Below are 20,466 nucleotides of genomic sequence, written 5' to 3' on the forward strand. Positions count from 1 at the left end.
CTCGGACATGTTCGAAGTGGCCGTGGGCTGGGATCCAGCTCTCGACACATTTTTCGTCATGGTTTTTGGGACACTAGATGATGCACGCGAGCCAGCTCTACTTATGTGGCGCGGCACTGACTTCCAGGAAATCAGCACTACGGTTGAATTGCTCGGTATCGCGAGTGACTTTGCCGAAATTCCACCAACCCTTGCGAGCCAACTTGCGGCGGATAAACTGAGGATACCGCACCGGACCGGAAGGCCCATAAGCAAGATGATTGCCAGGCTATTCTCTCTCTAACAGGAGAAAAAAAGCCTGCCAGCCAACATGACTGACTCATGACCGTCGCTTGCGAAGGCACCCGCGCCTGGCAGGATCACCTCCTAAATATATTTGCGATAGTCGGAACTCTCGACCTGCCCTTCCTTCATGTACTTTAGAACCTCGCCCACCTTGCGCGCCGCCCGGATCGGGATGGGCAGCCGCTGATTCATCTGCGTCGAATTCCAGTTGATTTTGGTAAGTGAGAAGACCTCTTCTGCGAGTTGAGCAATCGTGCTGTCACAGCTCTTGTGCGGGCAAAGCAGCAGTGGTCGGGGATCGTACATCCCCGGATAAGTGCCATAGTAGGGCATGCTCCCGTTGGTATAGAGCAGTCCATTCCCTCTCAGGTCGACGAAGGTGCCTCGAAGCACGGGATAGTTTCCGTCCCGCAAAAGCTTGACCGAATAAGACTCCTGAACCCAGACCAGATCACGCATCTCGGTTCCGGCGGTGTCCAGCGCCTCCAGAATCCCGTCGGCTTCCTCATCTTTGAATCTTGAGGTTTTGAGTACGATTACCCGCGCAGGGAGGTTCTTGTGATGAGTTTTGTAGGCCGCGAGGACATTTTCCACGATTTCACGAGCGTCATCGCGCGTCATGAACGGATGTCGACCCCGGCTTTCAGTGTGTGCCCGCTTGCCCTTGAGGACAAAGCCACGACCGCGCTCATCAAACATCTGCGCTGAGCTGGTGAAGAGCTGCTGCCCACCGGCTTCACGGTAGAAACTGATTCCAATGTAGCACGAGGTGTATTCACCTTCGACCGGCATCCGGCGCCAGGGAATCCGGCCACTTCCCTTGTAATAAAGGGTTGTCATCAGGTTCCAGCTTCTACCAGCCAGGTCCTGGATCTTGCGCGCGCTGCTTTCCTTGACCTTCTGCGGGATAGAAGCTTTTTCATCGACGACATCTTCCCACACGATCTGGATGGGGAAGCTCAGGCCCATTGCCTTAGCCTTCAGCATCCCCCGGAAATTTGGTGCGTCCGTACCGCTGCTATCGTCCTTTTCGGTCGTGCCGCCAGAATCGACCTTCGCATTCCAGACCCGTTCCAACAGGCGGACAGGCAACGCAATGATCGCCACATTTGGTCGATGACCGCTGTCGTCGAGCGATTGCAGCTCTGCAACGATGTCATCGACGGCCATTTCGACGGCACGCTGATGGTCCGGCTCTCGCGCAATCTTGTCGAGTTTGCTTTGCGAGAGTGCGGCTGTCGCTCCCTCTTCGACTTCGAACCTGCAGCGATATGGGCTTTGGTTGCCCAGTCCTGGAAAAGCCGGGTGCATGTTGGGATGCTTCTCGGATTTTCCATCGATCCCATTTGATGCCGTCTCAAGGAACTTCTTCGTATCCTCGATCGTCTTGGCACTCCCGATGATGCCAATCTTGATGACTTCCCCGACAAAGGGCTGAAGCGGGCCCGCCTCCACAAGGCCCAGTCGTGGATCTGGATGATGATGACGGTCGCCAAATTCCAGTTCGGGCTCGTTGAAAATGCGCGTCGCGAACGTCGTCATGCGAAGAGCCCTTCTTGCTGTTCAGCGGACTCGGCCTTCTTCTTGCCGCCCCCCCAGCCATCTTCCGGCACCCGGGTCTCAAGCTCCACACTGGGCGGCTCTCCGAAAAGCAACCGCGGCTCGGACGTCACGCTCACGCCGAAAAGACCTCCTGCGTTGCGCTCAGCGCTACGCTCGTCCTCGGTGAGGAAGCGATGCCACATGATCACTTGCCCGCGCAGCGCCGCACTTTTATCGAGACGCTTCTTGCCCGCGAGGAGGGCGGCGGGGTGCGAATGGGGAACGAAGCCGTTGGTGGTGAAATAATAGGTCGGTGAGACGATGAGATACCATTGGTCACCCATGAGCTCGAAGCGCGGCGAAAACGCGTGATGCCGCACAAAGGAAATCCGGCCCGTGTCCTTATCGCTCAAGGTGACGCTGACGACGTCTGCATCGGTTTTCTTCTTGGCTGAATCGTATGCATAATTTCGCGCGACACCTGCTTCGCGGGCTCTGAAATAGAGGATTTTGTTGCTCTTGCTCCAATTGAGATCGTCGCGGGTCTGGTGCCGCAATGTCTGTCGCAGCAAAAAGCTGAAACGGTTTTGCTCATCGACATCGTCATGAAAGGCGAGATCAGCCGTATCGATCGCATCCACTTGATCCTGATCGACGATTTCCCGGCAACAAGAGGTTCGCGGGTCATGGAAGGACCAAAATGTTCCGCCCTGGATAACCCAGTCAAACCGTGCCGGCTCATCCCCATCAAGCAAAATAGCTGACGCCTTCTTGCCGTCATAGGGTGTTGAGGCGACGAAAATTTCATTGGGGAGGCTGATCGGCAGGATGTTGACGATCGCTTCTTCGCCGCCGCCCAAAGCCGGCACGTAATAGCCGAATCCGGCCTTCGGCACGGTCAGACCGGCAAGGCGGTTTACGGTTGTGCTGTCGAGGACGTCGAGCGTCTTGTTTATCAGCAGACGCCTCTCGCTGGCATCTTGCTCGCGCGAAACTTCCTTCCAATAAAAGCTTTCATCCGAGCGCCGATAGAAGACGACGATCACCGGAAGGTTCGAGCCTTTCCAGTAATCGAGATCCTGAGGCCTGAGCAGGTAGGTGAAGGAATCGTCGGTTTCTGCAACGTAGCGACCGCTGTCCGTCGACTTGACCTGAACCGCTATCATTCGGGCCATCGGTTGCCCGTTGTCCATTACCTCGGCGATGCCGTCGATCCCGGCTTCAAGCCTTGAGCGTCCATCGAACTGAAAACCGATGGAGAGGAAGCGGCCTCTTACGGCGTTCTCGCCAATTTCGCCGATGATCTGGTTTGGAGTGAGATGCTTGGCCATGGCCTAAACTAGAACATTCTAAGAACCTGCAAAAGCAGGATTCCGCCAATCCAACGGCCTTTTCCACCTAAAGCTGCATATTCCAGTATGCAGCGACGGCAATCACCTGCTCACGCGGATAATGTGGCCCTGCATTCTGAAGGTCAAAGCGAATGCGATCCAATCTGCGACTCGCATCTCGACCAATGGATGAGCTGAAAGTCACAATGCCCAAGGGACGCGAACTGCGCGCATCATTCGGCCAACTTTCAGGATAGGCAATGTCATGGCCTGGACTTTCAACGTCCACACTAGAAACAGCCTCATGGCCGCAACGCCATCCATACAGGTGATATGCGCAAGTTCGCAGCATGGCCTTCACTTCCGGCATCACGTCCGTAAATGCCTTCAGCGGTGTGGGGAGTAGGACCATATTGGCGACGCACGAATAGTAGCGTGCATCTTGGACGATCACATTGGTAGACGCGTAACTGGCGTCGTCGATGCCCCATATGTGACAGCATGACCAATTGGGCCGATCGTTGCCGCGAAGGCCCAGAGCATAGGTCAGGGCCTTATTAGCATAGAGATTGCCTTCATGCTTATGGACTGCAACGCCCGTCTGGCGGTTGCGATTCATCTGTGGCTCGGACCAGTTGTTCTTGTAAAATAGCCCTTTTCGACTGTGCTCCGGATACCAAACCGGCAGCCTCTCGAAACTTTCCGGGTCCACCCATCTGGCAGTCCGCTCAATCAATCTCATGACTTCCGAAAGGCTCAATTCAGCCCGGTGCGCCTCAAGGCCGTCCTCTGCAATTCTTGGGGTCATGGTATCCTTCGGGCGACTGGGTCTATCTCCTGCGCCCGCTATGTCGTGTCGGGGACAGTAGCGCCAGACACTCCTTGAGTGAACGCTTGTCCACGCAATGGGTTAGCGGCGATTTTCCGAGCGCCGGATGGAAAGCACGGAGGAACAGATCGAGGTGTTCCTTATCCATGAGCTTTGCGCCTGCTTCTCTAAGTTCCTCTTGGCAGGCAAGAGCCTCCTTGCGCGCGCGCGCGGCCGCCTGCCGCAGGGCAGTCGCCCTTTCGAGCTCTCGGCGCGCACGCTGATAGGACAGGTCATCCACGCCTGCCTGATCGATTCTGGTAAGTTCCTCGTCATCTGCTGCTGGCCCGGAAAGCCATGCGTGCGCTTCTTCCTCCAATTGAGAAATAGCAGCTTCGGTCAGACTCTGACGCCGATTGGCGGCTGCCCGAAGAAGACGGTCTCGCTCACGATTCAGTGCCCGCGTGACTTCGGCTTGAAGCGGGAGGCCCAGCAGTTCCTCGACCGCCGGTCCTCCCTCGCACATCAGCTCGATATGACGAAGCAACCTGTCGCACTCGCGGAAACGGGCGTCCCCGAGCCGGCAAAGAGTGTCAGGCGACGCTTTCAGAGAATGACATTCGTTGCTCAACCAGCGTTCAATTTCGAAGTCGACTGCATCATTCCTCGGCAAACCAGCAATGACAACTGTCACCCGAGTCCGCAGTGTCTCAAGACGATGCTCATACGCCGCCTGGCGCCTTACTTTTTCGGAAAGGCGAGCGGCATAGCCGTCATCCACATGATAGGAGCCAGGAAGGTTCGGCACCAGAAAGCCAGACTCCACCAAATGATCGAAGAAGGCTTCGATGGCCTCTGCAGGAATACGCTTGCGCGGAAAAACCCTGCTGAGGCGGTCTCGGACGCTTGGGCGGATCTCGGCCTGGAATCCCGGGATAATATAGTGCTCAATCGATCGCAGAGCCTGCGTGATCGTGATCGGCTCGTATTCCTGGAAATCGAGAGCATTCGGGTGGGTCAGGTACTTTCCGGCTAGCTCGGCTTCCCACACCAGATCGTTCACCGTAAAGCCGATCGAATGCATGTCCGACCAGGAAACATCGTCAAACTCGGCGATAATGACGCTGGCGGCATCGGGCAATTCGTGGATGAACCCTTTGAAGGTGCGAACTGACTGAATGAGCCTCCGCGCATCTCGCTCGGCTTGTTCTTCCTCCCTGAGGGCCTTTTGCGCTTCGAGTTCTGCCGCGCGTTTGGCGCGCGCTTCGGCCTCACGCGCTCTTTGCTCCTGCTCGTTCGCGAGACGGAGCCGCAATTGTTCGTCAAAGTTCGCCTTCTTGGCGTTGTTCAGCCATTCGCGAGGCGCCTTCGAGAGCAGGGCTTGCTCCACTTCACCGCGGTTGGCGGAAGTCCGATAGTGGCGCAGATCGATTTCGATTGCCGAAAGGCCTTCCTGGCGAAGTTTTCCCAATTTTATGTCGTCGCACGGATGGGTGACCCTGACTTCGACGATCAGTTCTGTTCCATTCTGTGTGATGAGGACGACGTCGGGCACTATCGAACCGAGCTTCTTCTCCAGTCTCGCGTGCGCAAATCGGTATGTTTGGGAAGGCGACACGACCTTTGAAACACCGCCATGTTCGGCAGTTACGGTCGGTATGGTCAGGCATTTTACGCGCTCTAGAACATCCTTTGCCCAAAGGTGAGCGTTCGTTTCTGCAATGTGAGCGCAGGCCGTGCCGTTATTGTAATGGGCAAAGTGGTGGATTTGCTTTTTGCCCTTTTTGGCCACCAAAACCTGCTCGCATGCGGGGCATCGACAGTTGCAGCGCAGTCCACGGACGGCTTGCGAAATATGAATCGAACTACCGTCGGCAGAAATTCCATACACGAGCTCGTTGGATAAACCCGAAAACGGCTGATGATCTTTGAAGCCAAAGGGATTTTCGCTCTGCATCTGAGGAACGCTTTTCGTCGAACGAGGACTTGAGCTGGGATCATATCACTGGTCGGGGGGCCATCAACAGCCAGCTCACGCAAAGCTCTTCCATCAATTCTGCGGGCAGAGCCCGCAGCTTCGGCCTGACGGCCGGGAGGGAAGGGGGGTGGGAAGAGAGTGATCGAACAAGGGGTTCGGTCGCAATCGATCCACCTAGGAGAACGTCCATGAACATCGGTGAAATCCGCAAGAACGCCAACGGCCAGCTGATCGGTTCTGTCGAAACGCTCACCATCACCCGCACCATCGGCCTGCGGCTGGTGACCTCCAGCAACCCCCGCGCGCCCCGCTACGAGATCGTCGCGCTCAACGACCAGCGCCGCTGGGTGATCGTCGGCGCGCTCTTCGAGCTCTCCTCGAACTCGACCGGCGAGAGCTTCTACCAGGGCAAGATCGACGATCCGTCGATGGCGCAGCCGCTCTACATCGCCGCTTTCCCGCGCGAGGACGGCACCATGGCGGTGGCCTGGCAGCGTCCGCGCCGCCGGAACACCCAGCTCGGTTCGTCCGAATACGGCGAGAGCGACATGTTCCCGGCCGACGACACCGGCGGCGACCGCAGCGAGGAACAGGCTGGCGACGGTCTGGGCGACAGCACCGCGACCCCGCCCGCCAAGCGCGGCCGGGCGGGTGCCAAGGACGGCGCCGAACACGATGGTGCGCTGCCGCCGCTCGTCGACGCCTGATCGGCTTGTCCCAACTCCAACCGGCGGGGACCCCAAGCGGGTCCCCGCAACCCGAGCAAAGGCCGCGGATGCCCCCGCGCGCGGCCTGAGGCGGAACGCCGGCACTGCCCCCCGCCCGGCGTTCCGCCTCTTCATTTGCATGGGGATGTCCGGAGAACCAAAATGCTGACCGACAGTGAACGCTTCGCCTTCACCACCCGGCGCCATCACGCCTTTGCCAGCACCGGCAATGCCTATGACGCGGTCCAGTGCGACGAGGCCATCAGCACCGGAGACACGCTGGTCGTGCTCGCGGAGCGGGTGGTCGGCGTGGCCATGACCTGGCCGTTCGCGGTGACGCAGGCGCACGGGAATCTGCATGCCTTATCCGCCCCGCGCGAAGGCGAGACGCTCGCGGATCTCGCCCGTTCGCTCCACGTCAGCGCGGCCGACTTCGAACACGCCGCCGAGATCGCCCAGCGTTTCGGATATCCGCTCGACCCACAGCTTGTTCCGCTATTGGCGGATTGCCTTAGATAGTCGGGTAGGGGTCAGGTACGAACCACTTTCCAGGGCTTGGTACTTGGAACCAGTACGCTCACCAGTCATTAATGTCTGGTCAGTATGAAGCCTGATCGACCCCGTACCGGACACGATTGTCCAGACGTACCTTGAAAACGTCAGCAATGTAGTGTACGTGGGGGTTGCAGGGAGACCTGTAAGGCGACTTGTCCCGACCGCGTGTTTGGCGAGCGCCGTGGCTACCCAAGGCCGCAAATCCTTGGTTGCCGGCCACCATTCTCCCTCAACCTCTTCATGAGCCGCCCTTCGGGGCGGCTCATTCGTTTCTAGAGCAGTTCGATACCGAATCGCTCACGCAGTCCTTGCGCATTGAAATCCTCGGCCACGATCCATTTGCGAGCGTATGCGACGACGTCCGCCAATTGCAGGAGACGTGAAGCGGCCGAATCCAATCGGACAATGCGATTGACGCCTCGGAACCGACCGTCTTCCTGGCGCGCCCGTTCCAGTTCGGCGAGAAACGCGGGATGATCGTTATGGTGGTTTACGTCAGTGACCACATCGACGTTGGCGATCGACGTTCGGCCAAGAATGCCGCGGAATCGCTTGAGACCGATCTTCACCGTTTCCACCACCGCCTGAGCATATAGGACGGGCGGCTCGCCGTTCGCGGCCGTGAACTTCTGATTGAGCATCACCAAACGATCTTGCGGCGCCGAATTCCAGAACCGCTGCAACAGGCTTTGCAAATACCCATCGCTCAGATTGGCTGCGTGAATTTCGTTTGCAGTTGGCTCTAGCAGGTCGCTGAAGCGCTTATCGAAGCGGCCTGCTTCGTTGGACATCACGAACACCGCGCCGAGATGAAACGACGCCGTACCCGCAGTCCCGTACTCGTCGATGAAGCACAGTACCTTCTTGTTGAGGGAAGCTGTCACTCAGCCTCCTTGGTCGCCGGTCGAATACGGCGACGCGCACGCGGCTTAGCAGCAGCCTTACGCACAGCGCGGGCTTCTTCGGCCGCTTCGCTGAAATCTGGTTCGATTTCGGCAAGGCGATCAACCAGGCCTTGCAGATCGTATTCGTTGGAAATCTTCCCACGATGCGAGGCACGCCGTTCGATGCGCTGGACGAAACCCGCCATTTCCAGTTCCGCGATGTAACGCTGCACTTGGCGGTCGCTGAGGCCAAGCCGCTGCGCGAGGTCCGCCTTCTTGGGAAAAGGCTTTCGTCCTGCGTCCCACCAAAAGTCAGCAAGCTGGATCAACACGGCCAGTTGCGTGGGGCTGAGCCCAAGCCGCCGTTGCGCACGCAAAAGTAGTGACGGCAGGATGCAAAAGCCAAGTGCGATGACTTTCGCCCCCCACTTATCGGCGGATGCGGCCCTTCGCTTAGCCTGCTTCGTGGGATTGTCATCAGGGGCGTTATCGGTATTGTCAGTCAACGGCGTTCTCCATATCCTGCACATGAGCCGGAATGGGGGCCGCGACAAGATCGAGCCATAGGACATAGGTGTCCTATGGGGACCAGTCAAGGGAGACTGGTAGCTGGAGACGTTTCTGTCTCGTCTTAATAAGGACACACGGTAACACGGACAACTGTGAAGCCGATTAACCGAGTAACAGGGACCACCCGTCCTGGTTGTCCGGTCGGTTTTGGTCTGGCAGCCCCAGATTTGCGAATCGGCCAAGGTTGACGTGTGGCGGTTGCCACCGGGCACTGCATCGTTGCCACCCGAAAGGGCCTTCCTGCGATTGACAGGGCAGGGCGGTCCGCCGAGCATCGCCGCATGTGCAACTTGTACCGCATGACCAAGGCGCCTGCGGAAATCGCCCGTCTGTTCGGCGCGCGCAGCGCCTCTGGCGCGAACTTCGCGGCCGAAGTCTACCCCGGCTATCCCGGCCTTGTCGTCGCCGAGGGCGAGACGCGGGTGATGACCTGGGGCTTCCCGCTGATCCTGAATGGCAAGAACGGGCAGCCGCTGAGGCCCAAGCCCGTCAACAATGCGCGGGAGGACAAGCTCGGCACTTCATTCTGGCGCCCAAGCTTCGAGCACCGCCGCTGCCTGATCCCGGTCAGCGCCTGGGCCGAGGCCGAGGGCATCAAGGGCCAGATGACCCGGACCTGGTACTCGCTGGCGGGTGCAGATGTCTTCGCGGTCGCCGGGCTGTGGCGTCCGACCGAAGAGTGGGGCGCCGCCTATTCGATGGTCATGGTAGATGGCTGCGCGCAGATGGCCGAGGTACACGACCGTATGCCCGTCGTCCTCGCCCGAGAAAACTGGGAGCAGTGGCTCGCGGGCACGCCCGCCGAAGCCTTCGCGCTGTGCCAGACCTGTTCCAGTGAACTCGCCGTCGATCGCACAGCCGAGCGCTGGGGGGCAGGGAGGCCCGCGGCGACGTCAGGCTGAGGGGAGGGGGGCTTCGTCGGTCGGATCAGACCCAAGCGAAAGGACCCTGCCCATGGGCGACCGAGCCCCCGTCCACATCACCATCGGCGGCGCACTGCCGCGCGAACATCTCGAAGCCTTTGCCGCACATGCGGCGGGCTATGACCTGCGCACCGAATGGGACGGCGAACCCTTCGATCCCGCGGTGCTGCCCGAAGACGAACCGCTTGAGCTCTACGGCACTGAGCTCAACGGCGGGCAGATCCCCGAGATCGACGCCTTCTGCGCCGAGCACGGACTGCCGTTCCGCCGCTGGTCGGGCGGCTGCCTCGGCGCCTATCTCCCCGAAATCATCCTGTTCGATGGGCAAGGCCCGATGCGCGACTACACGGCAAGCGAGGACGAATACGTCCTCTTCCCCCCGTCATGGATCAACAACTTCACCCGGCTGCGCGAGCTCAAGCGCGAAATTGCCCGTGCTGAACTGACTATCCCGGCCTTCGTGGTGACCGGAGGTGCGAGCGATGACCACAACTGACGCAGCCCTGCTGGCCGCCTCGCGCGAGGCAGTGCTTGCCAGCTTCCCGCTGTCGCGGGTGAGCGAGGCCTTCTTCGACGACATGCTCGGCGTCCTGCCGCCGGCGCACATCGCGGGCGTGCCGGGCTTCTTCGTCACCGAGGCGGTGAGCGAAGACATCCACGCCCAGTTCGTCCATGCGGGCGGCCGCTTCTACGGCGGCTATGTGGGGCTCAAGGATCGCGCAGGCCTGATCACCCATGCGCGCATCGCGGCCTTCGATGCCGCCCAACCGGACGCGGTGGAACTCGCCTGGTATCCCGACGCCTGCGAGGAGGCAGCGCGATGAGTCGGCACCGGATCCTCGAACTCGGCGCCGGTCCCGCCGATGAGCCCTGCGCGCAGCTTGGGCAATGCTCGGACTTTGCCGAGGCCAACACCCTCGAACTGCTCGCCTACAAGGCCGCGATCATTGCCCTCAACGGCGAGCCACCCCTGCCGCTCGGCTTCGCCCTCGTCGCCAATGCCCACGATTTCGGGACATACCGGACCTTGTGGCTGGTCTCGGCGGATATGCCCTTGCCCGAACACGCACAGGCCTGGCTCGACGACCTCGTGGAACCCGCCACTTGGATCGCGGCAGGGTTTCCGCAGCCCGTAACCTACGAGGGCTCGCGCGCTGTCATGCGCCCATTCCGCGACGTGGTCGCCGCCGCGCTCCAGATCACCCGGCCGGGCGCCGACGGCAGCTTTTTCCCCGCTGAGAACGCGGTGCTCCACCGCAACCTGCTCGCCGCCTACGGTTCCGGCACGGTCGCTGCCGCCGACAGCGGGTAAGGGGAGGGGGGCTGGAACTGGGCGTTCCTAAAGGGAGTCCAAGCCCATGCCTCGCTTCTATGCCGGGATTGGCGCGCGCGCCACGCCGCCCGAGATCCTCAGCCTGATGACCCGTGCCGCCTTCGCGCTCACCAAGCGCGGCTATGTCCTGCGCTCGGGCCATGCGATCGGCGCCGACAGTGCGTTCGAGCGCGGGGCGGGCCGTGATGCGCAGATCTTCCTGCCGGCGGCGGGTTGGCGCGGTTCGGCAAGCAAGTTCCATCCCGAGACGCTCGGCGCCGAGATCTGGGGCAGGGCGCGCATCATCGCCGCCGCGCACCATCCGGCCTTTGCCGGGCTCTCGGCGTTCGTGCAGGCACTCCACACCCGCAACGTGTTCCAGGTGCTGGGGGCGACCCTCGATAGCCCTGCGGAATTCGTGCTGTGCTGGACCGCCGACGGCGAGGCTTCGGGCGGGACCGGCCAGGCGCTGCGGATCGCCGCCACCCACGGCGTCCCCGTCTTCAACCTCCATAGGCTGCGGACACGCGCCCACGTCGAGCGCCACCTCGTTCTCTGATTCGTTCAATTCCGTGTCTTCCGGCCGTTCTATCCCTTGCCTTGGCAACGGGACGCGTCGGCGCGCGGCCAAGCGAAAGCCCCAACCATGTCCTCGATCACGCTCACTTTCGAACTTGCCTGCACCCGCGAGGAAGCCGCGCGCTTCGCCGCGGTCGAACTGTTCCTCGCCGAAATGGCTGAGAACGCCGAGGCCGAGCCCCCGGCCGAACTCGACGCGGTCTTCGGCGTGAAGCCTCGCGAGACGATCCTTGGCCTTGCCGGCCACCCGCAGCCGCTTGGGATCACCTGCCGGTACGACCGCGAGGGAGGCGTGATGACACTCGCTGCGTCGGGCGGCAAACCGAACCTCGCCGCGCTCCCGGTGCTGCTGCTCTGGCTCTATCCCGACAAGCTGCCCATCGCCTACTCGGTCCACGTAACCGAACGGCCCGAACTCGCGGTCTGGACGATCGTGGGCCTCAATCGCATCGAGATCACCCAGCACGAAAGCGAGGTCGCCGCGCGGCTCGAGGCCTTGCGGGCGATTGGTGACACGCCCCGGCGTCTCGACCTGCTGCCGACCAAGCCGCTGCCCCGATCGGACGGCTGAGCCCGCTCAGGCGGCCTGCTGCGCGTCCCAGCTTCGCCGCGGCGTCCGGCTGACGCGGGCCGGGAGCGGCTCGCCTTCCTTCCACAGCAGATGCGCGACGCCTTGCCCGGCGAGCAGCGCTTCCAGCGGCTCCGCCACCTCGTTGTCGCGGTCATGGATGTGAATGGCGCTGGCTTCCTCGCCGGTGTCCTTGAGCACCAGGCTGGCGATCGGCGTGTCGGTGTCGAGATTGACGCGCAGGCCCTTCACGAACCGCCGCTTCTCCGCGACCGCCTTGCCGACAAGGTAGCGCTCGTCGCTGGTCTCATAAGGCAGCCATTCTCCCGTTACCGGCATCAGCGCGACCTCGATGAGGTCGAAGGTGCCCTCGCGGCGCCGCGCGAACGAGCCGGCGAGAACCAGGTGGCCGCTCTTGCCGTTCGGCCCATCCTGCGCTTGCCACAGCGCGAGTTCGCCGGCGAACCGCTTGTGGAAGCGCCGCGCCATGTCCTGGTCCATCACGAAGGGCATGTCGCCGACATGGCGCAGGACGATTCTTTCCGCGCCGTGCGCGGGAACGATCTCCTTGATCTCGCCCACCACCACCATCATCTCGTCCCGCGAGGCATAGACCCGGGCTAGGGTCGCGCGGCGGCGGGCCCGGATCTCTTCCTTCTCTTCGATCTTGAAGCTCTCGGGCAGGAACAGCACGTGGGGCAGGGCTTCCTGCTTCGCCCGGCAGCTTGCCGCTGCCTCGAGCAGCGCGCGGCGCACGACGAACCACGTCCGTTTGCCCGCCATCTTCGGATGCCAATGGGTGAGTTCGGCCCGGTCCCACAGCACATGCAGCAGCCCGCGCATCGACAGCTTCTGTCCCGACGACTTCACCGTCGGTTTGTCGTTGGTGAGCGCCGCGGGCGCGAGCCGGGCGGCCCCGCGCGACAGCGGGAAGCCGAGCTTCAGGCTGGTCTCGCCGCTCGCCTCATCGTCGAGGACCGCGCTGCCGCGCACCTGGCCCATGCCGGTGAGGTAATCGGGTGCTTCGTAGTGATCGCAGGCGGTCGCATGGCGTGCGCCCGAGCCCGGCCAGCGCGCGAGCACGTAGCCATTCTGGCGGTGCGAGATGTAGAGGGGGAGATCGGTTCCCTTGCGGCATTCGCAGTGGACCGGACTTTTGCGCTCGTAGGCTTCGCGCAAGACGGGCTGAAGTTCATCGCCTTCGGCCACGCTGCGGCCGAGCACACGGTATCGCTGGATCATTGGGGTATCTCCAATTTCTCGCGATCGACGCTGCCCGTTCGACCTCTCGCGCATCTCCTTCAGGTTTGACGCGGCCCCGGGATGGGCGCGCATGGGGAAGTCTATGGACAGTGCGGCTGCGTCGCAAGACTCGAAGCGAAATCCTAGCGCACGTTCATTCGAACGTAGAATTCGCGCCGCGGACGAGTGTCGTCTGGCTTTCCACCAGCCAACTGCCAGCTGACTCGGATCTCATACGTGCCGTCGCGACTTATCGCTTTGCCATTGCTTATCGCTTCGGCCTTGTTCCCATCGACTAAGATGACATCCAGGCCGCGCGCGCTTGCGGCACTGTATCCAACGACTTGCCCTTTCCTGAGATCGAGCTTGTATGTGCACGTTTCCGCGTCACGCAATGCGCCCGACAAATGGATTACCGGACCCGTAGTGCCGCGCGCGCTCGACTTGCAGGAAGACGTTTCCAGCGGGAAGGGTCCTACGTCTCCGGCAAAGCCCCCAATCGCCTTCATCATTTCGCCGGGCTTCCGGACTGGGACACCGGTGCTACGATAAATATCGGTTTGACCATTAGTCCGGATGCCGATCTCAAGCCGTTGGGCATTCTGGTCGATCAGCAAATAGGCTCCGTCCTGGTCACCCGTACTTCGACTGCCTACTACCCATAGGATGTTGCCGTCCCGTCGGAGCTCCGACTGCTGTGTCATCCGCACTAGAAAATCGTCGTAATCTTCCCCGAGGATATCCCTGACCTTGCCGGCGATCACGCTGCTGGTGAACAATCCGGTCTCTTTGGGCGGCTTGCCGACAAATTGGTCGAGACTAGCCCAGGGAGTGCCTGGCAGCGCTGACGGCCGCGGTGTAACAGGCGGCACCTCGTTCTTCGGAGTGACCAAATAGGCACCCCAAGCCGATAGTCCGCTCAGGCCAAGAAGTAGCACTAGCTGAGCATAATAGCCGATCCGGTCGCGGCCGCGCTTTGCCACCTCAGCGCCAAAGGCCTCGGACATCGAGCGGACAAAGCGCAACACGGGTTTAGCGAACGGAACATTGGTCACGCGTTTGAACAGGAAGATGTACGCCATTCCACCGGCCAGCGTCAGCAGCACCACAAATCCAAGTGGGTTGGCTACGATCTGGTTCACAATGTTGGTGGTGAAGTCCGGCTTGATTGGGGGGCAGACAGCTGCATTGGCGCGGTTGTCGCCGCAAAGGATGGGCTGGATTTGAACCGCGCCTGCCCACAGGGCGAGCGCGGACAGCAGAACGCCGATAAAGATCCCGAACAACTGGAGGTGCGCGCCACGCTCGGATTCCGAGATAGCATCCAATGCCTCGATCGAAGTCTTGGTGTGTATGAAATCATACAGGATGATGTCTTCGTTCCAAACGAAGCCCTGGTCCAAATTCGCACACCTGCACGTCCGCGCCAGGACTGATTGAAAGGCATCGGCATAAGCCAGCACGCCAAGCGCCTTCTTGTGGCTGTCCGGCCGGTTAGACTGACGATACTCGACGACGACCTTCGCAAGGCCGCGCAATATATTGACTCGCCATGCGCTATCCCCGGCAGGTTCAATGGCGCCGATATCGACCCTGGTTATATCGAGAAGCTGATCGGTTCGGGAGTCGTGATGGTAATGGTAGTGAAACACGTCCTTTAGAAAGTAATACGCTTGCGACGGGAGGGCTTCCGCCGCCACCTGCTCCATCTCCGTCGGGGGGAACTCGTCTGGATCACGGCCCAAGAAGTCGTGCCAGTCGAACCAAATTCGGACTTCACCAGTACGGAACAGCGCAAATTTGAGTCGAAAGCAGGCGATCTGGCGTGACGCTTTGTCAAGTTGGTCACGTATATGCTGGGGAAGGCCTGCCAAGGCCTCTAGATCCCCTTCGACGCCCGCTTGCTGCCGCCTGTCCATGTCTTCATCGATCTGGTCGAGCAGTCGCTTGAGGACACTGCCCGTGATCGCATCATCATCAGGTGGCAGGACGACCACCTCGCCGACCATGACCCCGTTCTCTTCATGCCTCGACCCAGGAACACCTCCGACGTTGCTCGCATCGTTAGTGCCGCCAATTTCTTGGAGATTTGGCGTGCGTGCGCCAGCGGTGTTTGCGATGATCAGGTAATCTTGAGTGACTGATTGACGAAAGAGGCCGACTAACCCGCCAGGCAGGGGGAAGTCCTGAGCAGAGCGGCGGGAATGCACGACAACGACGCGCGTCCCACCTGCATCGCAATGCTGGTTTACCGAATGGCATTTGCCACGCCCGTCGATCACTCCAAAGGAGAGATGCCCAGAAACATTAGGGACCCAACTGGCATAGTTGTGTTCAGCGCCTGACCACGGGGTCGGCCCAGAGCTCGGAAACGTATACGGAAGTTGCTGTACTGTCGCCTGCTGCAAAACTGGCCCCCCCGAATGACCGGGGATCAGAGGAGTTCAGAAGACGGCGCGCGCGTCCGACGGGCGTGGCTAAGTGTCCCGCCCCGTGACTTCAGTTCGATGCCTTCGAGTTCGCGCATCGTCGCGCCCCGAGCCGGCTTGCGCAGGGCGCCAGTTGCCCATGGCTTCAAGCCATAATCTTTGCGGCGCAAGTAGGATATTTCGCCTGGGCCACCCCTCAGTACGCTCAGGAAGACGGTCAAGACGACGAGCGAAATCAGGCCGAGTAAGATGGCTCCAAATGTCGCAAAAAGATCATACATCCGACTACCGTCCCATCGTCGCCGCGCGCGCGGCCCTTAGACGCAAGGCGCGCGCCCTGCAATGCACGATATCAAAATCGCTCTGGCAGAGAGACGAAACCCCTGAGTGTGCTTGCGGTTCCGCTAGGCCAAAGAAGTAAAGAAGTCGTCACGATACAATGCGTTGCGCACATAACTCAGACCTCTCCAGACTTATTTTCCCGAGAAATTCCCTATCGTTCGAAGGAACGCAAGTGAAATCGGATGAAACCATCCGCGCTTTTTGCGCGTTAGAATTCTTCGTGCGCCTAAAGGACACGCTTTCCGCCAAGTCAGCGTGGACGACAAAGGACCTCTCAGTGGTCAATATGCATGCCGCGCGCTACCGGTCCTGTGATGGATGACCTTTTTGCTTCGCAGCCCATCGCAGGCGCCACCTTGGCGCGCAGCGACATCGAGCGCCTGATCGGCAAGGGGCCGCGTACACTCATCGACTGCGACCTTGAGGAGGCCGACCTCTCCAGGCTCGACCTCACCCGCTGGCACTTCGAACGCTGCAACCTGCGGCGCAGCGATCTTGCGGGAGCAAAGCTGGAAGGTACGGTCTGGCAGTCTTGCCGGGGACCGTTCGCCAATTTCTCGGGCGCGAATCTCAGCGAAGCCGAGTTCATCGGCGGTGACTGGAACAATTGCGCGATGCGCCGCGCGAGCCTGACCTCGACCCGGTTCACCGGCTCCAAGCTCACCGGCGCCGACTTCACCGAGGCGCGCGCCATTCACATCCACTTCGAGGAAGTGCTGCTGGTCTCGGCGAAGCTGCCTGGATTCTCGTTCCGCAAGGAGAGCCTGCGCCGGGTCGATCTGTCCGGTGCCGATCTGCGCAAGGGCGATTTTCGCATGACCGTGTTCGAGGACTGCTCGCTGCGCGAGGCGATGGTCGCCGGATCGCGGTTCGAGGGCTCTGACTTGCGCGGCGCCGACCTCGGCGGGCTGCGCCTCGTCGATGCCGGGCTGTTTCGCGGGGCGACAATCTCGCGCGAGCAGGCCGGCCAATTGCTGGGCGAACTGGGGCTCAACGTCCGGTAGCCGCAGGGCGGGACCGCTTGCCTCAGTCCGCGGCGCGCTCGTCCTCGTCCAGTTGTTCGCTTACGCCTTCGGCAAGGCCGAGGCACAGCGCGGCTTCCTCGCGCGTGAGCATGATCTCTTCAGCACCGAACACGGCAAGCTTCGTGCGCAGGACCTGCGCCATTGCGCGCGCCACCTGCAACGCGCTTGGCATTTGCTGTGGTTCAGCCATGGGCCGGGATCCTTTCCCTTGGGCGGCTCTGCCTGCGGCAGCGGGGCCGGACAAGTTGAGCTGGAGGGACGAGCATACCGGTTTTGGTGGGGTTTGGCGAGGTAGAGAGGCAAAGGGGCACCCCGGAGCCCGCGCCCCGCGCGGGCCCCGCGGCGACCCGCTCTACTCGCTAGGGCGGAGCGTCGGCGCTATCGCACCGCCGCCCACCCAAGCTCGCCGGCATGGATGCCGGCCCTGCGGGTGACGATCGGGGCCAGTGGAGGAAGTGGTGAGGCTGGTTGGCGCGGGCGGGCGAGGGCGCTAGGCTTCGGGCCATGCCGATCGTTCTCGCTGCCGCCGCCCTTTGCATGTCGCCTTCGGTTCACGACGGCGACACGATCCGCTGCGGCCGCGAGCGGGTCCGCATCGCCAATATCGATGCACCTGAATTGCCTGACAGCCCCAAGTGCCAGGACCGTCGGCGGTCCTATGCTTGGGTAGCGACTTCGCCGCGGGCGAAGCCTCGCGGGCTGCCCTTGCGCGGCTACTGTCGCGCGGGCGGGTCATGATCACGCGGCTTGGCACCGACCCCTATGGGCGGACGCTTGCCACGGTCTCGGTGAACGGCGTGGACGCCGGCGACTATCTGGTCGCGCAAGGCCTCGCGAGGCCCTGGCGCTGAGGACCCCTAGCGAGGGGGAGGCTAGCCTTGCCCGCCTGCGGGCGCCAGCTTGCGCATCTGACCAAGATGCTTGCCGTAACGCATGGCGTTGGACGGGGAGGGGCTGGGCGCGGCCTCGTGTGACCCCACCTGTCTCTGACCGGCATGGTGCGGGGGCCGAGGAAGGCAATGCCCGCTGCTGCGGGCGCCTAGGTTGGAGCAGGTCCTGCCGAAATGGCCGAAGCTGACGGGTCTGACCTTTGCGGGGATCCGCGGGTCTGAACTGACGAAACCGCCCTTCGTTTGCCGATGAACCCTGCAGGGCCAGTCCCTGGCCGCAACCCAAAAGCAGCGGACCGTGAAGCCCTTCAGGCTTGCCGCACCACTCCTCGCTTTTGGGTTTCCCTCACATGCGTTCGGTGCGGGCCCGGGCCTTTGGCCCTGCCTGTGGTGTTCATCGGCGGGCGGTTCCGCCGAGTTCAAGCCACGGAGATACCCCATGAAGAACCTCGTCATCCTGATCGGCCGCATCGCCGCCGCTCCCGAAACCCGCCACGCCGGCGAGACCGCGATCACCTCTTTCACCCTCGTCACCGATCGCCCCAAGCTGGTCGACGGCAAGACGGTCAAGAACGAGGCCGGCTACACCGAGACCCTCGCCGAATTCCACCGCGTCACCGCTTTCAACGGCCTCGGCACCTCGGTCGCCAAGCACAAGAAGAAGGGCGACCTGGTCGAGGTGCAGGGCCGCCTCCACTACTCGAAGTGGACCGACCGCGAGGGCGTCGAACGCTACGCGGTCGAGATCGTCGCCGAGGAAGTCCTCTTCCTCTGACGCCCGAGCCCGGGAGGCGGCAGCGCCGCCTCCCATTGGGCCACCGGACCGGCCCCCGATCTCTCATGTAGTCGCTGCGACGGGCGAAACGCCGGTTGCGAAAAAGGCAACGCGCGGCGTCACTTTCGCACTTGCAGCATAAAGGGCCCGCACCCATATAGGCCATGCCTTTCAGGCATCCTCTCCCAAAACTTTCCAAGGGGTCGGCTCACGCTGGCCCTATTTTTTTGCCTGCCGGATCGGCGGCTTGCGCCCCTTCGGGCATGGCATCTGTGACACTTTGCCCTCGGGCGGAGTGTCATGCTGCGCTGCGCGCGTGACATGCGCGGAGGGCGGGTCATCGATCATGCCTGCACGATCTCTAAAGCGGTCGCGGAAAAAGGGCACCGCACGTGACCGCGCAAGTAAGATGGCGCCTCCGGGCGAAGTGTCACGGGCGACAAACGACAGCGCAAGGCACAAAGGGGATTCACAGGATTCACCTTTTGTGCTCAATACTGCTCGATGGAACGAGCCCAAGAAATCTCTGGTGTCGGCGGGATCTACGCGGTCCTGGTCGAAGCCTCGAACCGGCCGCGCTACGCCTTCCTCGTCCTCCAGCTTGTCGCCGAGATTGCCGACGGGCGAGGGCAAGCCGGACCCTTCGTGGCGCAAGGCGGGGTGCCCATGCTCCTGCGCGAATGGCTTTGCTCCCAGCTCTTGCCGATGAGCGAACAACCCGCACGCCGCGCCGCCCTGCGCGCGCGCGTGGCCGCAGCGCTGAAGCATGAGTTCACGGGCGATGCGATGCGCGATGCCGCGCGCATCGAGGCGGCCGTCGAAGAGCAGGTCCAGGCAGTCGGGCGCGCCAATGTCAGCCGCGCGATTTCCGATCTGGTCCGCGCCGGGCTGATGAGCCGGCACTATGCGGGCTACGCCACCAACCACAAGAACCGCGGCGGCGGGCGCCATGCGGTCTATGTGGTCAAGCCCGGTGTGCTGGCGCTGCTGCGCAAACCCGCGCCGCTGCGTGGGACTGGCCTGGCGACCGCCAATCCGCAGGGCGAGCTCTTCGTGGCCTGAACCTTCGCACTTCGAGCATCAGGTCAGGCCTGGCGCACCCCGGCGATGCTCCTATGGCGTGGTGGCGAACTATCGCCTAGGAACCCCCGATCCGGGAATTGGAAAGGTCTCGCCCGCATGGAAAACGAAGCACTGCTGGATCATGTCGCCGATATCGTGTCTGCCCATGTCAGCAACAATGCGGTCGCGGCCGCTGACCTGCCGGGCCTGATCCAGGCGGTCTACGCTTCGCTTGCCGCGCTTGGACAGGCGCCGGAACCGGCGGTGGCAGAGCTGAAGCCTGCCGTCTCGGTGCGCGCGTCGGTCAAGCCAGACGCGGTCATCTGCCTTGAATGCGGCGAGAAAATGAAGATGCTCAAGCGCCATCTTGGCACCGAGCATGGGCTGACGCCCACCGAGTACCGCTCGCGCTGGAGCCTGCCCGCCGACTACCCGATGGTCGCGCCCGACTATGCTGCCAAGCGCAAGGAACTCGCGGTCAGGATCGGCCTTGGCCGCAAGCCCGGCCAGAGCCCGAAGGCTAAAGCCAACGCAGCGCCCGAAGCTGCACCCAAGGCGCAGCCCAAGGCCGCCGCGGCCCCGGCAAAACGCAAGAAGCTCGGCGTTGCCTTCGGCTCCGCAGACGCCAGCTGAACCGCTGATTTCCGCTAAATCCTTGA

At 61.9% G+C, this 20,466-nt stretch carries 22 protein-coding genes and 1 pseudogene; 14 read left to right on the plus strand and 9 right to left on the minus strand.

Features of this window, described 5'->3' with window-relative positions; genetic code table 11:
* Positions 1 to 7 precede the first annotated feature (7 nt).
* Positions 8 to 283, plus strand: coding sequence for a hypothetical protein (locus IM701_RS19930; RefSeq protein ID WP_193829138.1), 276 nt, complete (start codon positions 8 to 10; stop codon positions 281 to 283).
* A gap of 83 nt (positions 284 to 366) precedes the next feature.
* Here IM701_RS19930 and IM701_RS19935 read toward each other — a convergent pair whose 3' ends face one another.
* The 4 genes from IM701_RS19935 to IM701_RS19950 all read right to left on the minus strand — a co-directional run bounded on the left by IM701_RS19935 (position 367) and on the right by IM701_RS19950 (position 5,923).
* Entirely contained in the window at positions 367 to 1,827 is a 1,461-nt protein-coding gene (locus tag IM701_RS19935; protein WP_193829139.1) for a hypothetical protein, read from the minus strand.
* Positions 1,824 to 3,158, minus strand: coding sequence for a DUF4365 domain-containing protein (locus IM701_RS19940; protein ID WP_193829140.1), 1,335 nt, complete (start codon positions 3,156 to 3,158; stop codon positions 1,824 to 1,826). Before IM701_RS19940 ends, IM701_RS19935 begins: the two co-directional genes overlap by 4 nt.
* 67 nt (positions 3,159 to 3,225) lie before the next feature.
* Entirely contained in the window at positions 3,226 to 3,966 is a 741-nt protein-coding gene (locus tag IM701_RS19945; protein ID WP_193829141.1) for a hypothetical protein, read from the minus strand.
* A gap of 22 nt (positions 3,967 to 3,988) precedes the next feature.
* Positions 3,989 to 5,923, minus strand: a complete 1,935-nt coding sequence (locus tag IM701_RS19950; RefSeq protein ID WP_193829142.1) for a competence protein CoiA family protein — start codon at positions 5,921 to 5,923, stop codon at positions 3,989 to 3,991.
* Positions 5,924 to 6,132: 209 nt separating this feature from the next.
* On the opposite strand from IM701_RS19950, the gene IM701_RS19955 reads away from it, so the two are divergent.
* Positions 6,133 to 6,651: a DUF736 domain-containing protein gene (locus IM701_RS19955; protein WP_193829143.1), complete on the plus strand. Its 519-nt coding sequence runs from the start codon at positions 6,133 to 6,135 to the stop codon at positions 6,649 to 6,651.
* A gap of 162 nt (positions 6,652 to 6,813) precedes the next feature.
* Positions 6,814 to 7,170: a hypothetical protein gene (locus IM701_RS19960; RefSeq protein ID WP_193829144.1), complete on the plus strand. Its 357-nt coding sequence runs from the start codon at positions 6,814 to 6,816 to the stop codon at positions 7,168 to 7,170.
* A 308-nt stretch (positions 7,171 to 7,478) separates the two neighbouring features.
* Here the strand turns inward: IM701_RS19960 and IM701_RS19965 are convergent, their stop codons facing one another.
* Both IM701_RS19965 and IM701_RS19970 read right to left on the minus strand, forming a co-directional pair.
* Entirely contained in the window at positions 7,479 to 8,090 is a 612-nt protein-coding gene (locus IM701_RS19965; protein ID WP_193829145.1) for a DUF3800 domain-containing protein, read from the minus strand.
* Positions 8,087 to 8,596, minus strand: coding sequence for a helix-turn-helix domain-containing protein (locus IM701_RS19970; protein ID WP_206662681.1), 510 nt, complete (start codon positions 8,594 to 8,596; stop codon positions 8,087 to 8,089). The genes IM701_RS19965 and IM701_RS19970 overlap by 4 nt, the downstream gene beginning before the upstream one ends.
* Positions 8,597 to 8,941: 345 nt before the next feature.
* On the opposite strand from IM701_RS19970, the gene IM701_RS19975 reads away from it, so the two are divergent.
* The 6 genes from IM701_RS19975 to IM701_RS20000 all read left to right on the plus strand — a co-directional run bounded on the left by IM701_RS19975 (position 8,942) and on the right by IM701_RS20000 (position 12,045).
* Positions 8,942 to 9,562: an SOS response-associated peptidase gene (locus IM701_RS19975; protein ID WP_193829146.1), complete on the plus strand. Its 621-nt coding sequence runs from the start codon at positions 8,942 to 8,944 to the stop codon at positions 9,560 to 9,562.
* A 52-nt stretch (positions 9,563 to 9,614) separates the two neighbouring features.
* Entirely contained in the window at positions 9,615 to 10,079 is a 465-nt protein-coding gene (locus IM701_RS19980; protein ID WP_193829147.1) for a hypothetical protein, read from the plus strand.
* Entirely contained in the window at positions 10,066 to 10,407 is a 342-nt protein-coding gene (locus IM701_RS19985; RefSeq protein ID WP_193829148.1) for a hypothetical protein, read from the plus strand. Before IM701_RS19980 ends, IM701_RS19985 begins: the two co-directional genes overlap by 14 nt.
* The gene (locus tag IM701_RS19990; RefSeq protein ID WP_193829149.1) at positions 10,404 to 10,895 is read left to right on the plus strand and encodes a hypothetical protein; all 492 of its coding nucleotides are present in this window, start codon (positions 10,404 to 10,406) and stop codon (positions 10,893 to 10,895) included. Before IM701_RS19985 ends, IM701_RS19990 begins: the two co-directional genes overlap by 4 nt.
* Positions 10,896 to 10,941: 46 nt before the next feature.
* On the plus strand, positions 10,942 to 11,454 hold the full coding sequence (locus IM701_RS19995; protein ID WP_193829150.1) for a hypothetical protein: 513 nt from the start codon (positions 10,942 to 10,944) through the stop codon (positions 11,452 to 11,454).
* 87 nt (positions 11,455 to 11,541) lie between these two features.
* On the plus strand, positions 11,542 to 12,045 hold the full coding sequence (locus tag IM701_RS20000) for a hypothetical protein (protein WP_193829151.1): 504 nt from the start codon (positions 11,542 to 11,544) through the stop codon (positions 12,043 to 12,045).
* 6 nt (positions 12,046 to 12,051) lie between these two features.
* Here the strand turns inward: IM701_RS20000 and IM701_RS20005 are convergent, their stop codons facing one another.
* Both IM701_RS20005 and IM701_RS20010 read right to left on the minus strand, forming a co-directional pair.
* Positions 12,052 to 13,284 carry a DUF1173 domain-containing protein gene (locus IM701_RS20005; protein WP_193829152.1) on the minus strand — a complete coding sequence of 411 codons (1,233 nt, stop codon included), beginning with the start codon at positions 13,282 to 13,284 and terminating at the stop codon, positions 12,052 to 12,054.
* Between the two features lie 143 nt (positions 13,285 to 13,427).
* The gene (locus IM701_RS20010; RefSeq protein ID WP_193829153.1) at positions 13,428 to 15,566 is read right to left on the minus strand and encodes a hypothetical protein; all 2,139 of its coding nucleotides are present in this window, start codon (positions 15,564 to 15,566) and stop codon (positions 13,428 to 13,430) included.
* An 803-nt stretch (positions 15,567 to 16,369) separates the two neighbouring features.
* Here IM701_RS20010 and IM701_RS20015 point away from each other — a divergent pair.
* Complete coding sequence (locus IM701_RS20015; protein ID WP_193829154.1) at positions 16,370 to 17,059, plus strand: pentapeptide repeat-containing protein; 690 nt, start codon at positions 16,370 to 16,372, stop codon at positions 17,057 to 17,059.
* Positions 17,060 to 17,081: 22 nt separating this feature from the next.
* Here IM701_RS20015 and IM701_RS20020 read toward each other — a convergent pair whose 3' ends face one another.
* Positions 17,082 to 17,270 carry a hypothetical protein gene (locus IM701_RS20020; RefSeq protein ID WP_193829183.1) on the minus strand — a complete coding sequence of 63 codons (189 nt, stop codon included), beginning with the start codon at positions 17,268 to 17,270 and terminating at the stop codon, positions 17,082 to 17,084.
* A gap of 314 nt (positions 17,271 to 17,584) precedes the next feature.
* Here IM701_RS20020 and IM701_RS20025 point away from each other — a divergent pair.
* The 4 genes and pseudogenes from IM701_RS20025 (at position 17,585) to IM701_RS20040 (ending at position 20,440) form a co-directional block, all read left to right on the plus strand.
* Positions 17,585 to 17,931: pseudogene (locus IM701_RS20025) on the plus strand (thermonuclease family protein).
* A gap of 478 nt (positions 17,932 to 18,409) precedes the next feature.
* Entirely contained in the window at positions 18,410 to 18,745 is a 336-nt protein-coding gene (locus tag IM701_RS20030) for a single-stranded DNA-binding protein (protein ID WP_006949404.1), read from the plus strand.
* Between the two features lie 504 nt (positions 18,746 to 19,249).
* Positions 19,250 to 19,807, plus strand: coding sequence for a hypothetical protein (locus IM701_RS20035; RefSeq protein ID WP_193829155.1), 558 nt, complete (start codon positions 19,250 to 19,252; stop codon positions 19,805 to 19,807).
* 117 nt (positions 19,808 to 19,924) lie between these two features.
* Positions 19,925 to 20,440, plus strand: a complete 516-nt coding sequence (locus tag IM701_RS20040) for a MucR family transcriptional regulator (protein WP_193829156.1) — start codon at positions 19,925 to 19,927, stop codon at positions 20,438 to 20,440.
* The last annotated feature ends 26 nt before the right edge of the window (positions 20,441 to 20,466 follow it).

Origin of the sequence: Novosphingobium sp. ES2-1, from assembly GCF_015169775.1 — a bacterium.
Taxonomy (GTDB): Bacteria; Pseudomonadota; Alphaproteobacteria; order Sphingomonadales; family Sphingomonadaceae; genus Novosphingobium; species Novosphingobium subterraneum.